At 59.8% G+C, this 19,823-nt stretch carries 15 protein-coding genes; 4 read left to right on the top strand and 11 right to left on the bottom strand.

Annotation, left to right across the window (positions count from 1 at the left end; all coding sequences use genetic code 11):
• Positions 1–30: 30 nt before the first annotated feature.
• Entirely contained in the window at positions 31–393 is a 363-nt protein-coding gene (locus AB4N74_RS21685) for a DUF6124 family protein (protein ID WP_116254339.1), read from the bottom strand.
• A gap of 469 nt (positions 394–862) precedes the next feature.
• A complete protein-coding gene (locus AB4N74_RS21680; protein ID WP_320336210.1) occupies positions 863–1,531 on the bottom strand; it encodes a polysaccharide lyase family 7 protein in 669 nt (222 codons plus the stop codon).
• A 321-nt stretch (positions 1,532–1,852) separates the two neighbouring features.
• On the opposite strand from AB4N74_RS21680, the gene AB4N74_RS21675 reads away from it, so the two are divergent.
• The 3 genes from AB4N74_RS21675 to AB4N74_RS21665 are packed head-to-tail and all read left to right on the top strand — an operon-like array spanning position 1,853 to position 4,835.
• Positions 1,853–3,976, top strand: a complete 2,124-nt coding sequence (locus tag AB4N74_RS21675; protein ID WP_320336211.1) for a putative bifunctional diguanylate cyclase/phosphodiesterase — start codon at positions 1,853–1,855, stop codon at positions 3,974–3,976.
• A 43-nt stretch (positions 3,977–4,019) separates the two neighbouring features.
• Positions 4,020–4,514 (top strand): M48 metallopeptidase family protein, encoded by a 495-nt coding sequence (locus AB4N74_RS21670; protein WP_320336212.1) that lies wholly within the window; start codon positions 4,020–4,022, stop codon positions 4,512–4,514.
• A gap of 24 nt (positions 4,515–4,538) precedes the next feature.
• Positions 4,539–4,835 (top strand): winged helix-turn-helix domain-containing protein, encoded by a 297-nt coding sequence (locus tag AB4N74_RS21665; RefSeq protein WP_099757393.1) that lies wholly within the window; start codon positions 4,539–4,541, stop codon positions 4,833–4,835.
• Positions 4,836–5,021: 186 nt separating this feature from the next.
• Here AB4N74_RS21665 and AB4N74_RS21660 read toward each other — a convergent pair whose 3' ends face one another.
• On the bottom strand, positions 5,022–5,474 hold the full coding sequence (locus AB4N74_RS21660) for a GNAT family N-acetyltransferase (protein ID WP_099757392.1): 453 nt from the start codon (positions 5,472–5,474) through the stop codon (positions 5,022–5,024).
• A gap of 255 nt (positions 5,475–5,729) precedes the next feature.
• Here AB4N74_RS21660 and AB4N74_RS21655 point away from each other — a divergent pair, with 255 nt between their 5' ends.
• Positions 5,730–6,467, top strand: coding sequence for a substrate-binding periplasmic protein (locus AB4N74_RS21655; RefSeq protein WP_460097195.1), 738 nt, complete (start codon positions 5,730–5,732; stop codon positions 6,465–6,467).
• A gap of 112 nt (positions 6,468–6,579) precedes the next feature.
• Here AB4N74_RS21655 and yccS read toward each other — a convergent pair whose 3' ends face one another.
• The 8 genes from yccS to betB form a co-directional block, all read right to left on the bottom strand.
• Positions 6,580–8,772: a YccS family putative transporter gene (gene yccS, locus AB4N74_RS21650; RefSeq protein ID WP_460097194.1), complete on the bottom strand. Its 2,193-nt coding sequence runs from the start codon at positions 8,770–8,772 to the stop codon at positions 6,580–6,582.
• Positions 8,773–9,002: 230 nt separating this feature from the next.
• A complete protein-coding gene (locus tag AB4N74_RS21645) occupies positions 9,003–10,181 on the bottom strand; it encodes a BaiN/RdsA family NAD(P)/FAD-dependent oxidoreductase (protein ID WP_150729903.1) in 1,179 nt (392 codons plus the stop codon).
• Positions 10,182–10,312: 131 nt separating this feature from the next.
• Positions 10,313–11,698, bottom strand: a complete 1,386-nt coding sequence (dbpA, locus tag AB4N74_RS21640) for an ATP-dependent RNA helicase DbpA (protein WP_460097193.1) — start codon at positions 11,696–11,698, stop codon at positions 10,313–10,315.
• 80 nt (positions 11,699–11,778) lie between these two features.
• Complete coding sequence (gene mdtD / locus AB4N74_RS21635; RefSeq protein WP_099757388.1) at positions 11,779–13,206, bottom strand: multidrug transporter subunit MdtD; 1,428 nt, start codon at positions 13,204–13,206, stop codon at positions 11,779–11,781.
• A 151-nt stretch (positions 13,207–13,357) separates the two neighbouring features.
• Positions 13,358–14,695, bottom strand: coding sequence for a TldD/PmbA family protein (locus AB4N74_RS21630; RefSeq protein ID WP_460097192.1), 1,338 nt, complete (start codon positions 14,693–14,695; stop codon positions 13,358–13,360).
• Positions 14,695–16,137 carry a TldD/PmbA family protein gene (locus tag AB4N74_RS21625; RefSeq protein WP_460097190.1) on the bottom strand — a complete coding sequence of 481 codons (1,443 nt, stop codon included), beginning with the start codon at positions 16,135–16,137 and terminating at the stop codon, positions 14,695–14,697. Before AB4N74_RS21625 ends, AB4N74_RS21630 begins: the two co-directional genes overlap by 1 nt.
• A gap of 281 nt (positions 16,138–16,418) precedes the next feature.
• The gene (betA, locus tag AB4N74_RS21620; RefSeq protein WP_099757387.1) at positions 16,419–18,122 is read right to left on the bottom strand and encodes a choline dehydrogenase; all 1,704 of its coding nucleotides are present in this window, start codon (positions 18,120–18,122) and stop codon (positions 16,419–16,421) included.
• A gap of 153 nt (positions 18,123–18,275) precedes the next feature.
• Entirely contained in the window at positions 18,276–19,748 is a 1,473-nt protein-coding gene (betB, locus tag AB4N74_RS21615; RefSeq protein ID WP_460097188.1) for a betaine-aldehyde dehydrogenase, read from the bottom strand.
• Positions 19,749–19,823: the final 75 nt, after the last annotated feature.

Genomic DNA, 19,823 nt, shown 5'->3' with positions numbered 1-19,823 from the left:
CCGTCGTGAAACGGGCTTTTTTGTGGACGACTACTCCTTCAGTTCAACGTGATCCAGCGCCTGATTCACCGCCAGCTCTCCAAGCATGACCACCTGCGCAATGCCCAGTGCAGTCTTGCGGTGTGAGGTGTCGAGCATGGCGGCGAAGTTGTTGAGCATTTCGCTGGCTGAACCCAGGGTTTCGCTGGCGTTGGCCAGTAGCGATTCGGTGTTGTACTTCGGGTTGGCGAGGTACATGGGCTCGGGTTTGTGCGTGCTGGCCATGATGAAGGCGGACGGTTTGAGGTAATGGTCGAGGGCGCGCTCGGCGGCGTCGTTGAGTTTTTTTGAATCGAGGGATTCGTAAGGGGATGCGAGATCTGTTTCTGGCGGGTGTGGCGTTGATTTGATCATTAGCTGAAAACTCCTGATGGAGCCGCTTCGTCTTCTCTACTAAAAGAAGGGTGGCAGCTGTGCGCAGGTTAGTAGACCGGGGAGTATTCAGCATTGACCGGCGCGCCGAAGCGCCCTGCACACAGCCACCATCAAGTCGGACAGCAATCACCGACGGATGCGCTTTGCACAAAACTGAAAAACACCACGGGCTACTAAACCCGATCACTGGAAATCAGTGACGCGAATCAAGTTACCGATGGCCCGCCAGGCGCACAAGCCGGCGGATTCTGGCGTAGTGGTAGGCAACGACGCAAGGTGTTGTAGGCATCTGGAAGTAACCGCCGACAGATCTAAACAGCACTGTTTAAAGGTAGGAGCTGCCGAAGGCTGCGATCTTTTGATTTTGTCTTTTTAGAAGCGAAAACAAGATCAAAAGATCGTCCGATCGCGGCCCGAGCCTTCGGCAGATCCTGCAGTGGGGTTTGGGTTATTTATCGTGATCAATGTCGAGTTTGGAGAAGGTCACCTGCCCACCTTCACTGGTGTACCCTGTGTTGTCCTGCACATAAACCCCGGCCTTGAAATACAGCGGCTTATTCCGCCAAGTCGCACTTATCTGTGAATCCCACTGATATCCCGCCGCACTCACACCCAACGCACCGCCAGGACTCAGGTGAATCAAGTAGTTGAATTCGCGATCCAGTTTGATCCCGGTCGCCAGCGTGATGACGCGACTCTCATCCTCGTCCGGATGCATGCGCACCTTGATCACCAGGTTGCCGGTCTCGGTTTTTGTCTTGTACTGATATTCAAGTTTGACCATCGGCTTCTGGCTTTCATAAGCATGAATCTGGCCGATGACGATCTTGCCGGAGCTCGGCACTTTGTTCACCGTGACGGTCGCGCGCAATGAATTGTCGGCATCCGGGTAATACCAGTTGCGCAGGCTGCCGTTGCTGTAGGTTTCGCGCAGTTCGGTGCGCGGATAAATGGCGTTTTCGGTTTTTGACCCGGTAACCGGTGACCAGAAGAACAAGGTGCCGGTGTCGGAATGGAAGTACTGATCTTTGAAGCCGTTCACCAGTTTTGAGGTTTCGACGGTGTATGGCGGGCTGCCAACGGGAACGCTGAGGTTCCAGGTTGCGAGGTCGATCATGTCGGTTCTTCCACTCAGTTCATCCTGAACGCGGGTGCCAGAAGCTCTAGCCCGCGCCTTTTCGGGCGGCCTTTATAAGCGTAGAGGGATTTTTTGTTAATGCCCGTTTGGCAGATGATTGACGTCAACATCCTGTCGAAATGCCATCTCTGCCGGTTTCCGGGGGCTTCAGCGGTGACCGTTAGTCGGCAAACTCACGCTTTGGTTAAATGATGGCCTGATGACAGCTTCTGCTTTCCTGGATCCAGTACTAGAGTGAAGGCTCAGTATGTGTGCGGTTTTTATCGGAAACCGACCGAAAGTCCCGACAAGAGAAGCAGCATGGAATGCGCGCAACCCCCGCCAGGTGAAGGCAGCTCTGTCCTTTTGATCGTTGATGATTACCCTGAAAATCTGATCAGCATGCGCGCGTTGCTGCAGCGCCAGGATTGGCACGTCCTCACCGCAGCCTCCGGTTTCGAAGCGCTCAATATTCTGCTCTCCCACGACGTCGATCTGGTGCTGCTGGATGTGCAGATGCCGGGCATGGATGGCTTTGAAGTTGCGCGATTGATGCGTGGCAGCCAGCGCACGCGCCTGACGCCGATTATCTTTCTGACTGCCAACGAGCAATCCCAGGACGCCGTGATCAAAGGCTATGCCAGTGGCGCGGTGGATTACCTGTTCAAGCCGTTCGACCCGCAGATCCTCAAGCCCAAAGTTCAGGCGTTGCTGGAACATCAGCGCAATCGCCGCGCGTTGCAGCGCTTGAGTCATGATCTGGAGTTGGCGCGCGCCTTCAATGCTTCGGTGCTGGATAACGCTGCCGAAGGGATATTGGTGGTGGGCGAGGACGGTTTGATCCGCTTTGCCAACCCGGCGATTTCACGACTGCTCAATGCGCCGGTGAAGGAGCTGGAAGGTAAGGAGTTTCTCGACTACCTGCAGAAACCGCACATTCCGCTGTGGGCCGATTCCGAGTTTTATGCCAGCTACAAGCGTGGCGAGACGCTAAGACTCCACGACGCCTTGTTGCGCACCGCGCCCGGCCAGCAAGTGCCGGTGGCGCTGTCCTGCGCCGCGCTGCCCAGCGAGCAACATGCGATGGTGGTGACCGTGCTGGACATGTCGGTGGTTCGACACTTGCACCAGCAACTGGAATTTCAAGCGGTGACCGATCCATTGACCGGGTTGCTCAACCGACGCGGGTTTTACCAGACCGTTGAAAACCTGCTGCTGCGTGGCGAGCGCAGCGACAGCAGTTGGGTGTTGCTGTATCTGGACCTCGATGGCTTCAAACGGGTCAACGATTCGCTAGGCCACGATGCCGGCGATCGGGTGTTGCGCTGGGTTTCCGAGCAATTGAAGGCATGTCTGCGGCCGTTCGACATTCTTGCGCGCATGGGCGGCGATGAATTTACCGCGCTGCTGGATCTGGAGTTTCCCGAGCAAGCGGCGAAGATTGCCGAAAAACTCATCGAACGGGTGTCGATCTGTCAGCAGATTGAAGGGTTGGACATCGCTCTAGGCGCCAGCATCGGCATCGCCACTTACCCGGACTGCGGCTCGGACCTTGACGGGTTGCTGCGTGCCTCCGACATCGCCATGTACGAAGCCAAGCGCGCCGGGCGCCAACAATATCGTTTCTACGATCATGAAATGAACGGCCGGGCGCGTTCGCGATTGATGCTTGAAGAAAGTGTGCGTGCCGCCATCGAGAACCGCGATTTCAACTTGGTGTATCAGCCGCAGGTGGCCATCGACACGGGCCAGATTCGTGGCTTCGAAGCCTTGTTGCGCTGGCAGCACCCGAGCGTTGGCGATGTGCCGCCGGGGTTGTTCTTGCCGTTGCTGGAAGAGGCGCGGCTGATCAGCCGCCTCGGCAGCTGGATTTATCATCGTGGTGCCGGTCAGCGCAAAGCCTGGGAAACCCTGTTTGCCGAAGATCTGGTGCTCGGTGTGAGTTTGAGCAACACCCAGTTCAGCCTGCCGAATCTGGTCACCGAGTTGCGTCAGGTGATGGAACGACATGCCTTGCAGCCTCGGCAACTGGAGGTCGAGGTCACCGAAGAAGCGCTGATGCAGAATCCCGACGAAACCCGCAAACAACTGCGGTTGCTGCGCAATCTGGGCGTGCGGGTGGCGCTGGATGACTTCGGTTCCGGGCCGTGTTCGCTGGCGCATTTGCGTGATCTGGAGCTGGATACCCTCAAGCTTGATCGCCATCTTATTGCGCGGTTGCCGGACTCCAAACGCGACGCCTCGCTGGTCAGTACGGTGATCAGTCTGTGCAAACAATACGGTTTGCTGGTGATTGCCGAGGGGGTGGAAACCATCGAGCAATACCAATGGCTGCAAGCCCATGGCTGCGAATACGTGCAGGGTTTCCTCGTCGCGCGGCCGCTGATGGCCGAGGATGCGGTCAGCTTCGCCGAACCGTTTGACTGGAGCGCGCTGCCCGGTTGAATTCGCTACACTGGCGCACCTTTTCGAACCGTGTCGCCCGTCCATGACTGTGTTGAAGTACCTCCAGGCCTATCCCGCGCAATTGCAGGACCAGGTGCGCCAGATGATTGCCGAAGGGCGTCTGGGTGAATACTTGAATCAACGCTATTCAGGGCGACACGACGTGCAGAGCGACAAGGCTTTGTACAGCTACGCGCTGGACCTGAAGCAGGAGTACCTGCGCAACGCCCCGGCCATCGACAAGGTGCTGTTCGACAACCGCCTCGACCTGACCCACCGCGCACTGGGTCTGCACACCACGGTTTCACGGGTGCAGGGCGGCAAGCTCAAGGCCAAGAAAGAGATTCGTATCGCCTCGTTGTTCAAAGACGCCGCGCCGGACTTTCTGAAAATGATCGTGGTGCATGAACTGGCGCACTTCAAAGAGTCGGATCACAACAAGGCGTTCTATAAATTGTGCGAGCACATGCTGCCGGGGTATCACCAGGTCGAGTTTGATCTGCGTGTGTACCTGACGTGGCGCGATATGCAGGCTTAACAGTACGCAACCAGGAAGGTGTGGATGGACGTCAGCAAGACCAAAAGCAGTTTCTACCGCCGCTTGTATGTGGCGTACCTGATCGACAGCGGTCTGGCGCCGAGCGTGCCGACGCTGACCGACGTGACCGGCATGCCCCGGCGCACGGCGCAGGACACGATTGCCGCGTTGGCGGATCTGGATATCGTCTGTGAATTTGAGCAGGAAGAGGGTGCGCGCAATCACGCCGGGCGCTATCGGATTCGCGAGTGGGGGGCGATTGATCGTGGGTGGATCGAGCGTAATTTGCGGCAGATCAAGGCAGTTCTGGGATATCCCTGAAAAGCCCCTCACCCCAGCCCTCTCCCAGAGGGAGAGGGAGCCGATTGGGGGATATTGGAGAAGTACGCCGACTTGAGCGAATTTCTCTGAATCCATAATCGACTCGGCTTTTCAGGTCGATGTCTGCCGCAAGACAATAAGGTCAGTCCCCTCTCCCTCCGGGAGAGGGCTAGGGTGAGGGGCTCTTCAGGAACGACGCATCCCGATATGCGGAATGTCATCCTCCAGATATTCCTCACCCGCCACAACAAACCCGTACTTGCCGTAATACCCCTGCAAATGCGCCTGCGCCGACAGATAGATCGGCACCTGCGGCCAATGCTTCTCGGCCTGTTTCAGTGCTTGCTCCATCATTTCGTGCCCCAGCCCTTTGCCGCGCCCCTGCGGTGCGGTAATCACGCGGCCGATCACCACGTCACCCCCCTGGGATTCCGGATCCAGCAGGCGCAGGTACGCCATTAACTGGTCATCCTCCCACCCCATCAGATGGTAGGTGTCGCCTTCCAGATCCTGGCCATCGAGGTCCGGATAGGCGCATTTCTGCTCGACGACGAACACGTCCGAGCGCAGCTTCAACAGCGCGTATAGCTGTTCCTTGCCCAGATCACTGTGATGTTTGCAGACCCATTCGATTGTCATTTGCCGATTCCTTGAACGTGTCGCCCGATACTAAGCGCCCACGGCAAAGATGTCTGTATGGCGTAAGAGTCTGTGACAAAGGTCAAAATGCCATCATTCCTTTCTCGCAGCCTCGGTGACTTTGTGTAATCTGCTGGAGAGCCCTGTGCATTGGCTGCAATGAGCTAATGTTAGGGCCTGGGTTTTGCCGGTAAGGGGCCTTGGGGTTTTGGCTGAAAACATGCTGGGCAACTTGCCCGCTAAGGATTTTCAAGCATGCCGCGTTTGCATCGAGCCTTTGCTTTGATCGGATTGCTCTTGCTGGCTCAGACCGCTGCAGCGGATAAGCTGCGGCTGGTGTTTGATATCTGGCCACCCTTTACCGACGACACGCTGGTCAACGGCGGCCTGGCCACCGACATTGTCAGCACCGCGCTGTCCAGAGCCGGTTACGCCAGCGGTTACGAGCAGGTGCCGTGGGCACGGGCGCTGCTTGGCGTGGGGGAGGGCCGTTACGATGTGCTGGTCAACGCCTGGTACAACGACGAGCGGACCAAGCTCGGGCAATTTTCCGAGGAATACCTGCTCAACCGCATCCGCTTTCTCAAGCGCAAAGACACGCCACTCGACTATTCCAATCTGCAGCAACTGCACACCTATCCGATTGCGGTGGTGCGCGGCTACGCCTATTCGGCGCCGTTCGATGCCGACACGGCGTTGCAGAAAGTCCCTGTGCACAACTTCGCCATGGCCGTGCGCATGCTCGCGGCGGATCGGGTCAAGCTGACGCTGGAAGATGAGTATGTGGCGAAGTATTACCTGGCGCGGGAATCCGCCAAGGTGCGCAATTCGGTGGAGTTTTTACCCAAGCCGTTGAGTGAGAACAGCCTGCATATATTGGTGAGCCTGAAGAATCCGCAGCATGAGCAGATTGTCGCGGGGTTTGATAAGGCGATTGCGGCAATGAAGGCGGATGGGAGTTATGACAAGTTGTTGAGACAGCATGGGATGTGAGGGTCGATCCAGAATCCTCTGTGTGGCAGATGTCGCTATCGCGAGCAGGCTCACTCCTACAATTTGGAATGCGTTCCCCTGTAGGAGTGAGCCTGCTCGCGATGACGCCCTGTCAACCGCCGCTGATTTCTGAGGTGTCCTTGATCAAATGCGCCGCCAAGGTACGCAACGGCCCCAACTGCCGACAGATCAACGCCAGTTGCGTCTGCACCAACCGCTGCCCCTCATCGATCTCATCGGCCATCTGTTCCAGCTCATTGGCCAGCGCTTCTTCCTCGTCACTCTGAATCGCCACCGGCTGCTTGTTGGCCAGCCCTTGGGCAATTTCATCAATACTCGTTGCCAGTTTCACCCCGGCGCCATCAATCAAATGCTCGCGCACATCCGCCGGCAACTGCGTCTCGCGGTGTGCACCCAGCCCTGACAGATAACTCAACAACGTGTGCGACAGCACCAGAAAGCGGAAACCGACATCGGCTTCCTTACGGAAATGCCCCGGCTCCATGAGCATGTTCGCCAGCGTTGTCGACAGCGCTGCATCGGCGTTGTGCGCGTTGCGGCGGGCCAGCCGATAGGCGAGGTCGTCACTTTTGCCAGCGGCGTATTGCTGCATGATCTGGCGCAGGTAGATGCTGTTGCAGGTCAGGGTGTTGGCCAGCACTTTGTTCAGGCGCCGGCCCTGCCAGTCCGGCAGGAACAGGAACACCGTCAGGCCTGCAATCAGGCTGCCGAGCAAGGTATCGAACAACCGTGGCAGGAACAGTCCGTAACCGTCGCCGACCTGATTGAAGCAGAACAGCACCATGATGGTGATCGCCGCTGTCGCCAGGGTGTAGCGGGTGGTGCGGTTGGTAAAGAACACCACGCCGGCAGCGATGGCAAAGCACGACTGCACCAACGGGCTCGGGAACAAATCGAACAGCGCCCACGCCACGGTCAGGCCGATGGCGGTGCCGAAAATTCGCTGACCGAGTTTGCGCCGCGTCGCGCCGTAGTTCGGCTGGCAGACGAACAGCGTGGTGAGGATGATCCAGTAACCCTGCGACGGGTGAATCAAATGCACCATGCCGTAACCGATACTCAGCGCCAATGGCAGGCGCAGGGCATGCCGGAACAGCAGAGACGTCGGCGTCAGTTGCGTGCGCAGGCGCACCCAGACGTCTTTGAGGTTGCGCGGCGAGCGGTCAAGCAGGCTGCTGTCAGTCGCATCGGCCAAGGCGTCGGGGTTGCTCGCGTCGCTGAGCAAACGGTCGAGGGTGCCGAGGTTGGCCGCCAGGGCGCGCAGTGAGCGCAGCAATCCGCGCCAGGCCGGATTGCTCTGGATGCGCAGGTGTTCAAGGGAGGCGTCGAGGTCGCTGAGGGCTTCGGCGAAACTCGCGTCATAAATAAATGGCTGGCGCATCTGGATCGATTCGGCCAGAGCGCGGCAGGCCTTGCCTTGCTGGCGCAACAGGCGTTGGCAGCGGAACAGCACGTCGCTGTGGAAGAACGCTTCGGCCAGTGCGTTGTACGGATAGTGCGAAGAACTCGCGCGTTCGTGGATGTCCTGAGCGAGGAAGTACAGTTTCAGGTAACGGCTGACTTTCGATCCGGGGCGGCCGTTGCCGACGCGGTGCAGGATGATTTCCTTGGCACTGTTCAGCGCCGCCACCACGCGACCGTTTTGCTGGGCCAGTTCCAGCCGCCGGGCTTCGACGTCCATCTGCCGGATCGGCTCGAACAGCGACGATTTCAGCTTCAGGTAAAATCCCAGTTCGCGGAACAGCCGCGCCAGACTCTGCTGCACTGGCTGGTTGGAAAACAGCGCCTGCCACACCACCGAGAGCAAGCCGTACCATGCGGCACCGGCGACCAGCAGCATCGGTTCGTGCCAGAAATCGGTGACCGCACCGCCGCGCTGATCAACGCCGATCATCGTGTAGACCGACAGAATCAGCGTCGCCGAAGCAATCGCGCCATAGCGCTCGCCGAGCGCACCGAGCATGGTCAGGCCGAAACTGGCCAGCGCCAAAGCAATGGCAAACACGATGGGGTAGGGGAAGAGCAATTCCACCGACAGCGCGGCGATGCTGAAACACACCAGTGTCACGGCGAGGGCGTTGAGGCGGCCCTGCCAACTGTCGTCGGTTTCGGCCAGGGCGCTGGCGATAATCCCCAGGAATAACGGGATCAGCAGGCCCATTTCATCCTGATACCAACACAGCGCCATGCTGCCGGTCAGGGCGATGAACACCCGCACGCTGTAGCTGAATTTATCCAGCGCCCACAGGCGCCGCAAAGACTGACGAAACGAGGTCGAGGACATGAAGTGCGAAGGCCTTCCGAGGCGATGCCGCTAAATTGAGCCAGTAATGACGCCGACGCAATGGCGCCGATCACATCTGACAGCAAAAAGTGTTCCTTACTGCATCACACATAACAACTGTAGGAGTGAGCCTGCTCGCGATAGCGGTGTGTCAGCCAATGCATTCATCGACTGATTCACCGCTATCGCGAGCAGGCTCACTCCCACAGGGTTTTGTATTTGGCCTTGAGTTAAGCGTACTGCGCGGCGGCGTAGCCCGAGGCCCAGGCCCATTGGAAGTTGAAACCGCCCAGATGCCCGGTGACGTCGAGCACTTCACCGATGAAATACAGGCCGGGGCTTTTCAGCGATTCCATGGTCTTGGAGGAGACTTCGCGAGTGTCGACACCGCCGAGGGTCACTTCGGCCGTGCGATAACCCTCAGTCCCCGCTGGCACGACTTTCCAGCTGCCGAGCTTCTCGGCAATTTCCGCCAGTTCCGCGTGGGTGTATTGCTTCATCGGTTTGGACACGAACCAGTTGTCCGCCAGCAGATTGGCCATCTTCTTGGTGAAAATCTCACCCAGCAGAGTTTTCAATTCACTGTTCGGACGCTCGGCCACTTGCTGCTGCAACCAACTCGCCGCGTCGTGATCCGGCAGCAGGTTGATCTCAACCGTGTCGCCGGATTCCCAGAACGAGGAAATCTGCAAAATCGCCGGACCACTGAGGCCTCGGTGAGTGAAGAGGATGTTCTCGCGAAAGCTCTGATCGTTGCAGCTGACCAGACAATCCACCGAAGTGCCGGACAGCTCGGTGCACAGTTCCTTGAGTTGATCGGTGATGGTGAACGGCACCAGACCGGCGCGAGTCGGCAGCAGTTCATGGCCAAACTGTTTGGCGACCTGATAACCGAAACCGGTAGCGCCCAGCGTCGGGATCGACAAGCCGCCGGTGGCGATCACCAGCGACTGGCATTGAACCTGACCGAGGGTGGTGTCGAGCAAGTAACCGCTTTCGACCTTCTCGATGGTCTGGATCGAGGTGTCCAGATGCAACTCGACGCCGACCTGATCGCACTCGGTCAGGAGCATTTCGAGGATGTCGCTGGATTTGTTATCGCAGAACAACTGGCCGAGTTTCTTCTCGTGGTACGGCACGGCGTGTTTGCCGACCATGCCGATGAAATCCCACTGGGTATAGCGCGCCAGCGCGGATTTGCAGAAGTGTGGGTTCTGCGAGAGGAAATTGCTCGGCTCGGTGTACATGTTGGTGAAATTGCAGCGGCCACCGCCCGACATCAGGATTTTCTTGCCGGCCTTGTTCGCGTGGTCGAGCAGCAACACCTGACGCCCACGCCCGGCGGCGGTCAGTGCACACATCAACCCAGCGGCGCCTGCGCCAATGATCACGACTTCGGTAGAGCGCAAAACGGTGTCCTCACACAATGATCGTTCCCACGCTCTGCGTGGGAACGCCGCCATGGACGCTCTGCGTCCGTTGTTATGTGACGCGGAGCGTCACGGGATGCATTCCCACGCAGAGCGTGGGAACGATCAGGTCAGAGGATGCGTACGCGCAGCGAACGGCCTTTGATCTTGCCGTCGTTCAGACGCTGCAAGGCCTGCATGGCCACGGTGCGGTCAACGGCTACATAAGCCAGGAAGTCAAAAATCGCGATCTTGCCAACCTGTGCACCCGGAATGCCGGCATCGCCAGTCAGTGCACCCAGAATGTCGCCCGGACGAACCTTGTCTTTACGGCCAGCACCGATGCACAGGGTGGTCATCGGCGGTTGCAGCGGGGCGAGGCCCTGGGACTTGAGGTTATCGACCTGATCCCAGTTCAGCGGCGATTTCTGCAGTTGTTCGATGGCTTGCGCGCGGTGCGCTTCGCCCGGTGCAACCAGGCTGATCGCGATGCCTTTCTCGCCAGCGCGACCGGTACGGCCAACGCGGTGAATGTGGATTTCCGAATCGCGCGCCAGTTCGACGTTGATCACCATGTCCAGCGCATCGATGTCCAGACCACGGGCGGCGACGTCGGTGGCAACCAGTACCGAGGTACTGCGGTTGGCGAACATCGCCAGCACCTGATCGCGGTCACGCTGCTCCAGATCGCCATGCAGGCCGACGGCGGAAATGCCTTTGGCGGTCAGGTGATCGACGGTTTCCTGCACTTGCTGCTTGGTGAAGCAGAACGCCACGCAGGACGCCGGACGGAAGTGGTGCAGGACTTTGGTCACCACGCTCATACGATCTTCCGGGGAAATCTCGTAGAAACGTTGCTCGATCTGCGTGTCATCGTGGAACGCTTCGGCTTTCACCGTTTGCGGATCACGCATGAACTTCGACGCCAGTTGCTTGATGCCCACCGGGTAAGTGGCAGAGAACAGCATGGTCTGACGGCGCTCCGGGGTCTTGATGATGATGTCTTCGATGGCGTCGTAGAAGCCCATGTCGAGCATGCGGTCGGCTTCGTCGAGGATCAAAGTGTTCAGGCCGTCGAGAACCAGCGAACCCTTGCGCAGGTGCTGCTGAATACGCCCCGGGGTGCCGACGATGATGTGCGCGCCGTGCTCCAGCGAAGCGATTTGCGGGCCGAACGACACGCCGCCGCACAGGGTCAGGACTTTGATGTTGTCTTCGGCACGGGCCAGACGACGGACTTCCTTGGCAACCTGGTCGGCCAGCTCGCGCGTCGGGCAGATCACCAGCGCCTGGCAACCGAAGTAGCGCGGGTTGATCGGGTTGAGCAGGCCGATGCCGAACGCGGCGGTCTTGCCGCTGCCGGTCTTGGCCTGGGCGATCAGGTCCATCCCTTTGAGGATCACCGGCAAGCTCTGCGCCTGGATCGGCGTCATCTGGGCATAACCGAGGGATTCGAGGTTAGCCAGCATGGCGGCGGACAGCGGCAGAGTATTAAAAGCGGTGGCGATGGTGGTCACGGGACTGGCCTGCAAAACAAAATGTCGCGCAGTGTAGCAGCCCCGTGCCACTTTCTTCGAAAGTTCTGGACGAACAGTGGTTAATGTTCGATGTGTTCTTCCGGGCGTTTGGCACGGCGGCCGTCTTCTTTCGACAGTTGCGAGAAGATCGTCGCAGCGAGCATGGCCATGATGCCGACGGTGACGAAGGTCAGCTGGAACGCGCCGAGCACGGTCTCCACGCCATCGTTACCGATCTCTGCGGTAAACCCGCCGAGCAACGCGCCGGCGCAGGCAACGCCCAGACTCAATGACAACTGCGCCACCACCGAGAGCAAGCTGTTGCCGCTGCTGGCGCTGGCATCGTCGAGATCAATCAGCGTCACGGTGTTCATCGCCGTAAATTGCAGCGAGTTGATCGCGCCCAGCACTGCCAGCAGGCACAGCAACAACCAGTATGGCGTCTGCTCGCTGACCAGGCCCATGCTTGCCAGCATGATCCCCAGTGCCAGGGTGTTGCCGGTGAGCACGATGCGATAACCGAGCCGCTCAATCAGCGGCCGTGCCATCCACTTGGCAAACATCGCCGCCGCCGCCAGTGGCAGCATGCTCATCCCCGCTTGCGACGGTGAATAGCCCAGCGCCACTTGCAGTAGCAACGGCACCAGAAATGGCAATGCGCCGCTGCCCAGGCGGGCGAACAGGTTGCCGAGAATGCCGACGGCAAACGTGCGGGTCTTGAACAGCGATGGCGCGAACAGCGGGTTTTCGATGTGCCCGGCGCGCAACCAGTACGCCGCCAGACACGCCAGACCGGCGAACAGCAGCAACATCACCCGCAGATGCGGCAAGTGCAGTTCGCCAAGGCCTTCCATGGCGATGGTGATCAGGATCATCGCCGCGCCGAACAGCAGGAAACCCAGGCTATCGAAACGCGTGCGCTCGGTGCCGCGCAGGTCGGGAATGAATTTCCACACGGCGTAGCAACCGATCACGCCGACCGGCAGGTTGATCAGGAAGATCCAGTGCCACGTCAGGTACTCGACCATCCAGCCGCCCATGGTCGGGCCGATCAGCGGACCGAGCAGGCCGGGGATGGTGATGAAGCCCATGATCCGCACCAGTTCGGATCGCGGATAGGCGCGCAGTACGACGAGTCGCCCGACCGGTAGCATCAGCGCACCGCCCAGGCCCTGAATCACCCGGGCGCCGACCAGCATGCTCAGACTGCTCGACAAGGCGCAGAGCAGCGAGCCGAAGCTGAACAACAAGATCGCGCCGAAGAAGATTTTCTTGGTGCCGAAACGGTCGGCGATCCAGCCTGAGGCCGGTATCAGCAAGGCCACGGTGAGCATGTAGGCGATGATCACGCCTTGCATGCGCAACGGGTCTTCGGCCAGATCCCGAGCCATGGCCGGCAGGGCGGTGTTGAGGATGGTCCCGTCGAGGGACTGCATGAAGAACGCAATGGCGACGACCCACGGCAACCAGCGTGCGGTGATGGCGTCGAGAGGCGGGCGGTTGGGCATGGAACCTCTTGTCGTTGAAGTTAATGCATATCCATTGTCGAGCGCGGTCAGTGTGGGAGCGAGCTTGCTCGCGAAGAGGCCATTTCATTCAACATCGATGTCGATTGATCTACCGCTTTCGCGAGCAGGCTCGCTCCCACAGGTTTTGCGTTTACAGGGTCAAGGTCAAACGGCTCACCAACGCCCCCGGCAGCAACGCCGACGAGGTATTGCGCTGGCTGTACGTACTCGCCGACAGCAACAACTCACGCTCGGCGGTCAACGCTTCCAGCTGTGAACCCAGCAGGCTGTAAGCGCTGTCGTCGAAGCGCATGGTGCTGACCGGCGCCTGGATCTCGCCGTTCTCGACCCAGAAGGTCGCAAACCGAGTCATGCCGGTCATGCGCGCCGCCGGTTGATCCGAGAAGTTCAGGTACCACAGGTTGCTGATGTACAGCCCGGTGCCCAACTGTTTGAGGATCTCTGCTTGCGCCAGATCTCCCGCCGCCATGTTCAACGCACTCGGCATTTCCCCGCCGCCGGCGCCGTTGGCGGTCAGGCCATATTCCGCTGCACTGCGCGAGCCGACCAGTTGATCACCAGCCTTGCCTTCGACGATCAGGCGCAAATCACTGCGCGGATAACCCTCGCCGGAAAACGCCGGGCTCAGCGATTCGCTGACTTTCTCATCCAGCGACAGCAGTGGACTGAACGCCTGATCGCCGACATACAGCTTCTGCAACGGGCTGCTCTTACTGGCGATCGACTGCGCCGAGAAACCGCCCCAGCTCAGCATGCCCATGATTTCTTCCAGCGCCGCCGGTGCCAGATACGCACGGTACTGCCCCGGCGCCAAGGTGCGCAGCGGTCGGCCGAGAAATTCCAGTTGCTCGCGGGCCTGGCCGAAACGCTTGGCGAAGCCTTCGCTGCTCCAGTCATGCCCGGCGTAGCTGGCTTTCACTGCTTCACCGTTCTGGTGGAACAGGCTGAAATCGAAATTGAAGCTGTTGGCCTGATGCCAGCCAAAAGCCCCCGCTGAGCTTGCGAAACCACGACTGATCGGGCCGGCGGCATAGAAACCCACCAGATCCAGACCTTCAGCGGCAGTGCAGATTTCATCGACAACCTGTTCGGTGTCCGGCAGCGGATGCTCCTGCACATTTTTGCTCTGCCAGCCGTTGTGGTTGAGCAACAGGTACGGATCCTGCGGCAGCAGCGGCAGGGTTTCGCGCAGTTGTTGCAGGCCTTCGGCGAGGCGTTGCAGATCGCCTTCCTGATCACCGGACAGGGTGACTTGCAGGTCGGCGTGGCGACCGTCGTTGATCAGTTTCAGGACGATATTGGCCTGCTGCACTTGCCCGGCCTGACGCACCTTGGCGTGATTGAAACGCACGAACGCCGAGGATTCGGCGGCATAGCTGAGGGTGAACTGTTCCGGCTCGCGCACGCTGTCGCGCAGCCAATTGACCATGACCTTGAAGGCGTCGGACTGACTCTTCGAAATGCTCATCAGGCGTCTCCCCCAAACACATCAACGTTGCTGAATACGCAGGCCGGCGAAGCGTGGCCGACGCGGATCACCTGGTTCGGTTCGCCCTTGCCGCAGTTCGGCGTGCCCAGCACCTTGACGGTGTTGGCGTCGCCGACGGCGCGCAGGCTTTTCCAGAAGTGCGCGGAAATCGCCCGGTAGTTCGGGTTTTTCACCACACCTTTCAGTTCACCGTTTTCGATCAACTGGCCCCATTCACAGCCGAACTGGAATTTGTTGCGCGCATCGTCGATCGACCATGAGCGGTTGGTGCTCATCAGGATGCCGTGCTCGATGCCTTCGATCAGTTTGTTCAGAGGCTGATCGCCCGGTTCGATATTGAGGTTGGCCATGCGGTCTATCGGCGGGCGGTTCCAGCCGCAGGCGCGGCTGTTGGCAACGCCATCGAGACCGGCGCGGAACTGCGACAGCGCACCGCCCAGCGGGCGCAACAACAGGCCATCGCGGATCAGGAATTGTTTGCTGGCCTTGCTGCCATCGTCATCGTGGCCATAGCTGGCGAGTTCTTCGGGAATGCCCGGGTCGAACGTCACGTTGAGCAGTTTCGAGCCGTATTGCAGGCTGCCGAAGTCGCTGGCTTTGACGAAACTGGTGCCGGCGTAATTGCGTTCATCACCGAGGATGCGGTCGAGTTCCAGCGGGTGACCGATGGATTCGTGGATCTGCAGCATCATTTGATCGGGCATCAGCAGCAGATCGCGCGGGCCTTGCGGGGTGTTCGGCGCAAGCAGCAGTTGCAGGGCCTGATCGGCGACTTGCGGGCCGGCGCCGATCAAACCGCAGCGGCTGATCACATCAGCGCCGCCCTGTTGGCCGAAATTCTCGCGGCCAAGGCTACGGGTCTGGCTGTCGTTGCCATCGTAAGCGGTGACGTCGAGGCCCGGATAGACGAAGCGCTGCGCTTGGCGCAATTCAGCCCCGGCGCTGCTCAGGTAGATCTGTTCGACGTGGGTAAGGCCAATGCTCACTTCCCAATTCACCAGGCGCTCATCCTTTGGCACCGAGGCGGATTCCGCGCCGAGCAGCTCAAAACATTCGCTCAGGGACGGGAAGGCTTGGTCGAGATTGGGTGAAAAGTAATCAGCACGATCGCTGGACACCGGCTGATCGCGCAGGTCGAGTAAGGCGTGCGGTTTGAGGCGGCGGGCTTGCTGCTCGGCGCGTTCGAGGGCGGCTTGCAGACCTTGTTGCGAGAGGTCGTTGGTCGCCGCGTAGGCCTCAACGCCATTGACGCGCACTGTGAGCATCGCGCCTTCGTCGCGTCTCAGGCTCGGCGGCTCGGCGACATTCTTGCGCACCGACAGATATTGCCCGGACTCGCGTACATACCGCAGGGAAAAAAACTCAGCGCCCGTGCGCAAGGCAGCGAAGCGCTGCTTGAGCTGGGGGTGGAAATCGAACATTCGGGAACCTCCTTGTCAGGGGGAAGCGGTAGAGCAGCGGCGGGGAGGGGGTGAAACGGTTGCGCGAGGTCTAGAGTAGGCCTGCGTGGGGGTAGGATCAAGTGAAGAGGGGGTGTAGGGGGATTTACTGTGTAGCGGGGGAATTTTTGCTGAATGTGAGGGCCCCTTCGCGAGCAAGCTCGCTCCCACATTGGATTCCGGGTGTTCACAAATTTTGTGTTCACTGGAGATCTACTGTGGGAGCGAGCCTGCTCGCGAAGGCCGCGCCTCGGTATTACGTCTTACTGAGCAGCCGGGGTGATATCACGCATCGGCTTGCCCTTCACCGGCGCATCGCCCGCGACGTAGTACGGCGCGGTGCTACGCGGCAGCGGCTGGCGGCCACGGATCTTGTCGGCGATTTTCTCGGCGATCATGATCGTTGGCGCGTTGAGGTTGCCGGTGGTGATGATCGGCATGATCGAGGCATCGACCACACGCAGGCTCTGCATGCCGTGCACGCGACCTTCGCCATCCACTACAGCCATCTCGTCGGTGCCCATCTTGCACGAGCAGGACGGGTGGAACGCGGTTTCGGCGTGCTCGCGGATGAACTTGTCCAGTTGCTCATCGGTTTGCACTTCGATGCCCGGGCTGATTTCGCGGCCACGGAAAGCGTCCAGCGCCGGCTGTTGCATGATTTCACGGGTCAGGCGGATGCCGTCGCGGAATTCCTGCCAGTCTTGCTCGGTGGCCATGTAGTTGAACAGGATGCTCGGGTGCTGGCGCGGGTCTTTCGACTTGGCCTGGATGCGACCACGGCTTGGCGAACGCATGGAACCCATGTGTGCCTGAAAGCCGTGCTCTTTCACACCGTTGCTGCCGTTGTAGTTAATCGCTACCGGCAGGAAGTGGTACTGGATGTTCGGCCATTCGAATTCCGGACGCGAACGGATGAAACCGCCGGCTTCGAACTGGTTGCTGGCGCCGATGCCGGTGCCGTTGAACAGCCACTCGGCACCGATGGCTGGCTGGTTGTACCAGAGCAGCGACGGGTACAGCGAAACCGGCTGAGTGCAAGCGTATTGCAGGTACAGCTCAAGGTGATCCTGCAGGTTTTCACCGACGCCCGGCAGGTCGTGAACGACCGGGATGTCTAGGGATTTCAGCAGTTCGGCAGGGCCGACACCGGAACGCTGCAGAATCTGCGGCGAAGCGATGGCGCCGGAGCACAGCAGCACTTCTTTGCGCGCTTTGGCTTCAACGCGCTCTTCAGCGTCGCCGACCAGGTAACGCACGCCGACCGCACGTTTGCCTTCAAACAGAATCTTGTCGGTCAGGGCGTGGGTGACGATGGTCAGGGTCGAACGCTTCTTGGCGACGTCGAGGTAGCCACGGGCGGTGGATGCACGACGGCCGTTCGGCGTCACGGTGCGGTCCATCGGGCCGAAGCCTTCCTGCTGGTAACCGTTGAGGTCTTCGGTGCGCGGGTAACCGGCTTGTACACCGGCTTCCACCATGGCGTGGAACAGCGGGTTGTTGCCCGCCTTCGGCGTGGTCACGCTGACCGGGCCTTCGCCACCGTGGTAGTCGTTCGGGCCGATGTCGCGGGTTTCCGCTTTGCGGAAGTACGGCAGGCAGTCGAGGTACGACCAGTTTTCCAGGCCTGGCAGTTTTGCCCAGCCGTCGTAGTCCATCGCGTTGCCACGGATGTAGCACATGCCGTTGATCAGCGAGGAACCGCCGAGGCCTTTGCCGCGACCGCATTCCATGCGGCGACCGTCCATGTGTGGCTCTGGATCGGTTTCGTAGGCCCAGTTGTAGCGACGACCTTGCAGCGGGAATGCCAGGGCAGCGGGCATTTGCGTGCGGAAGTCGAAACGGTAGTCCGGACCGCCAGCTTCGAGCAGCAGAACGGTGACGCCTTCGTCTTCAGTCAGACGGGTCGCCAGGGTGTTACCGGCCGAGCCGGCACCGATGATGATGTAATCGAATTCTTGGGACATTGAATGCACCCTCTTTAGATGTGGTCAGGTCGGGCCTGACGAGTGCTTTGCACTCGAATCGCGAGCGGGCTCACTCCCATAGGAGACACTGTTCCAATGTGGGAGCGAGCCTGCTCGCGAAGACGGCCTCACGAGCAATACAAGACTCGGGTCTTAGAACACCGAGACGTAATCGCCCAGCTCGACCTGTACCGATTTGATGCGGGTGAAGTTGTTCAGCGAGCTGATGCCGTTCTCACGGCCAACACCCGACTGCTTGTAACCGCCGACCGGCATTTTTGCGTCGGACTCGCCCCAGGCGTTGATCCAGCAGATACCGGCTTCCAGTTGATGAATCACGCGGTGTGCGCGGTTCAGGTCTTTGGTGACGATACCGGCGGCCAAACCGAAGTCGGTGTCGTTGGCGCGGCGGATCACTTCTTCTTCGGTCTCGTAGGAGAGGATCGCCATCACTGGGCCAAAGATTTCTTCGCGAACGATGGTCATGTCGTCGGTGCAATCGGTGAACACGGTAGGTGCCACGAACGCGCCTTTGGCGAATTCGCCGTCGGTCAGACGGTCGCCGCCGCACAGCACGCGGGCGCCTTGTTCTTTACCCTTGGCGATGTAACCCAACACGCTTTCCATGTGCGCGAAGCTGACCAGCGGGCCGAAGTTGGTGTTTTCGTCTTCCGGGTTGCCGACGCGGATGCGTGCAACGCGCTCAACGATCTTGGCTTCGAAAGCGGCTTTCAGGTGCGCCGGAACGAACACGCGAGTGCCGTTGGTGCAGACCTGGCCGGAGCTGTAGAAGTTGGCCATCATCGCGGTGTCGGCAGCACGATCGAGATCGGCGTCGTCGCAGATGATCAGCGGAGACTTGCCGCCCAGTTCCATGGTCACGTCTTTCAGCGACGAAGCCGAAGCGCTGGCCATAACCTTCTTGCCGGTGTCGGTGCCGCCGGTGAAGGAGATTTTTTCGATGCGCGGGTGCTCGGTCAGCCAGGTGCCGACTTCACGGCCGCTGCCGGTCAGGACGTTGAACACACCGTTTGGAACGCCGGCTTCGGTGTAGATCTCGGCCAGTTTCAGGGTGGTCAGCGAGGTCACTTCGCTTGGCTTGAAGATCATCGCGTTACCGGCAGCCAAGGCTGGCGCGGATTTCCACAGCGCGATTTGGATCGGGTAGTTCCACGCGCCGATACCGGCGACAACGCCCAGCGGCTCGCGACGGGTGTAGACGAAAGAAGTGTCGCGCAGCGGGATCTGCTCGCCTTCGATCGCTGGCACCAGGCCTGCGTAGTATTCCAGCACGTCAGCACCGGTAACGATGTCGACGTACTTGGTTTCGGAGAAGGATTTACCGGTGTCCAGGGTTTCCAGCGTGGCCAGTTCATCGTTGCGCTCGCGCAGGATGTCGACGGCGCGACGCAGGATGCGCGAACGCTCCATGGCGGTCATCGCGGCCCAGATTTTCTGGCCCTTTTCAGCGCTGACCACAGCACGCTCGACGTCTTCCTTGGTCGCACGTTGCACCTGTGCGAGGACTTCACCGTTAGCCGGGTTGATGGCTTCGAAGGTGGCATCGCTGCCGGCGTCGGAGTACGCGCCATCGATGTAAAGTTTTTGCAGTTCGAAACGGGCCATAGTGTCCTCGCAAGTGCATTGGTGGTTGGCGTTGACCACCGCGGTGAGGCTGCGGTGGCGGTTCAGGGGCCGAGC

Source organism: Pseudomonas sp. H3_C08 (genome assembly GCF_054669455.1).
Note: the sequence above shows the minus strand (reverse complement) of the source record. Positions and strands in the feature narration are given on the sequence as shown.

Bases quoted from the DNA above. Each gene is read 5' to 3' on its own strand.
- AB4N74_RS21680 (WP_320336210.1), bottom strand. From the start codon at position 1,531: ATGATCGACCTCGCAACCTGGAACCTCAGCGTTCCCGTTGGCAGCCCG.
- yccS (WP_460097194.1), bottom strand. From the start codon at position 8,772: ATGTCCTCGACCTCGTTTCGTCAGTCTTTGCGGCGCCTGTGGGCGCTG.
- mdtD (WP_099757388.1), bottom strand. From the start codon at position 13,206: ATGCCCAACCGCCCGCCTCTCGACGCCATCACCGCACGCTGGTTGCCG.
- AB4N74_RS21625 (WP_460097190.1), bottom strand. From the start codon at position 16,137: ATGTTCGATTTCCACCCCCAGCTCAAGCAGCGCTTCGCTGCCTTGCGC.
- betB (WP_460097188.1), bottom strand. From the start codon at position 19,748: ATGGCCCGTTTCGAACTGCAAAAACTTTACATCGATGGCGCGTACTCC.
- AB4N74_RS21675 (WP_320336211.1), top strand. From the start codon at position 1,853: ATGGAATGCGCGCAACCCCCGCCAGGTGAAGGCAGCTCTGTCCTTTTG.
- AB4N74_RS21660 (WP_099757392.1), bottom strand. From the start codon at position 5,474: ATGACAATCGAATGGGTCTGCAAACATCACAGTGATCTGGGCAAGGAA.
- AB4N74_RS21655 (WP_460097195.1), top strand. From the start codon at position 5,730: ATGCCGCGTTTGCATCGAGCCTTTGCTTTGATCGGATTGCTCTTGCTG.
- AB4N74_RS21665 (WP_099757393.1), top strand. From the start codon at position 4,539: ATGGACGTCAGCAAGACCAAAAGCAGTTTCTACCGCCGCTTGTATGTG.
- AB4N74_RS21685 (WP_116254339.1), bottom strand. From the start codon at position 393: ATGATCAAATCAACGCCACACCCGCCAGAAACAGATCTCGCATCCCCT.
- AB4N74_RS21630 (WP_460097192.1), bottom strand. From the start codon at position 14,695: ATGAGCATTTCGAAGAGTCAGTCCGACGCCTTCAAGGTCATGGTCAAT.
- AB4N74_RS21670 (WP_320336212.1), top strand. From the start codon at position 4,020: ATGACTGTGTTGAAGTACCTCCAGGCCTATCCCGCGCAATTGCAGGAC.
- betA (WP_099757387.1), bottom strand. From the start codon at position 18,122: ATGTCCCAAGAATTCGATTACATCATCATCGGTGCCGGCTCGGCCGGT.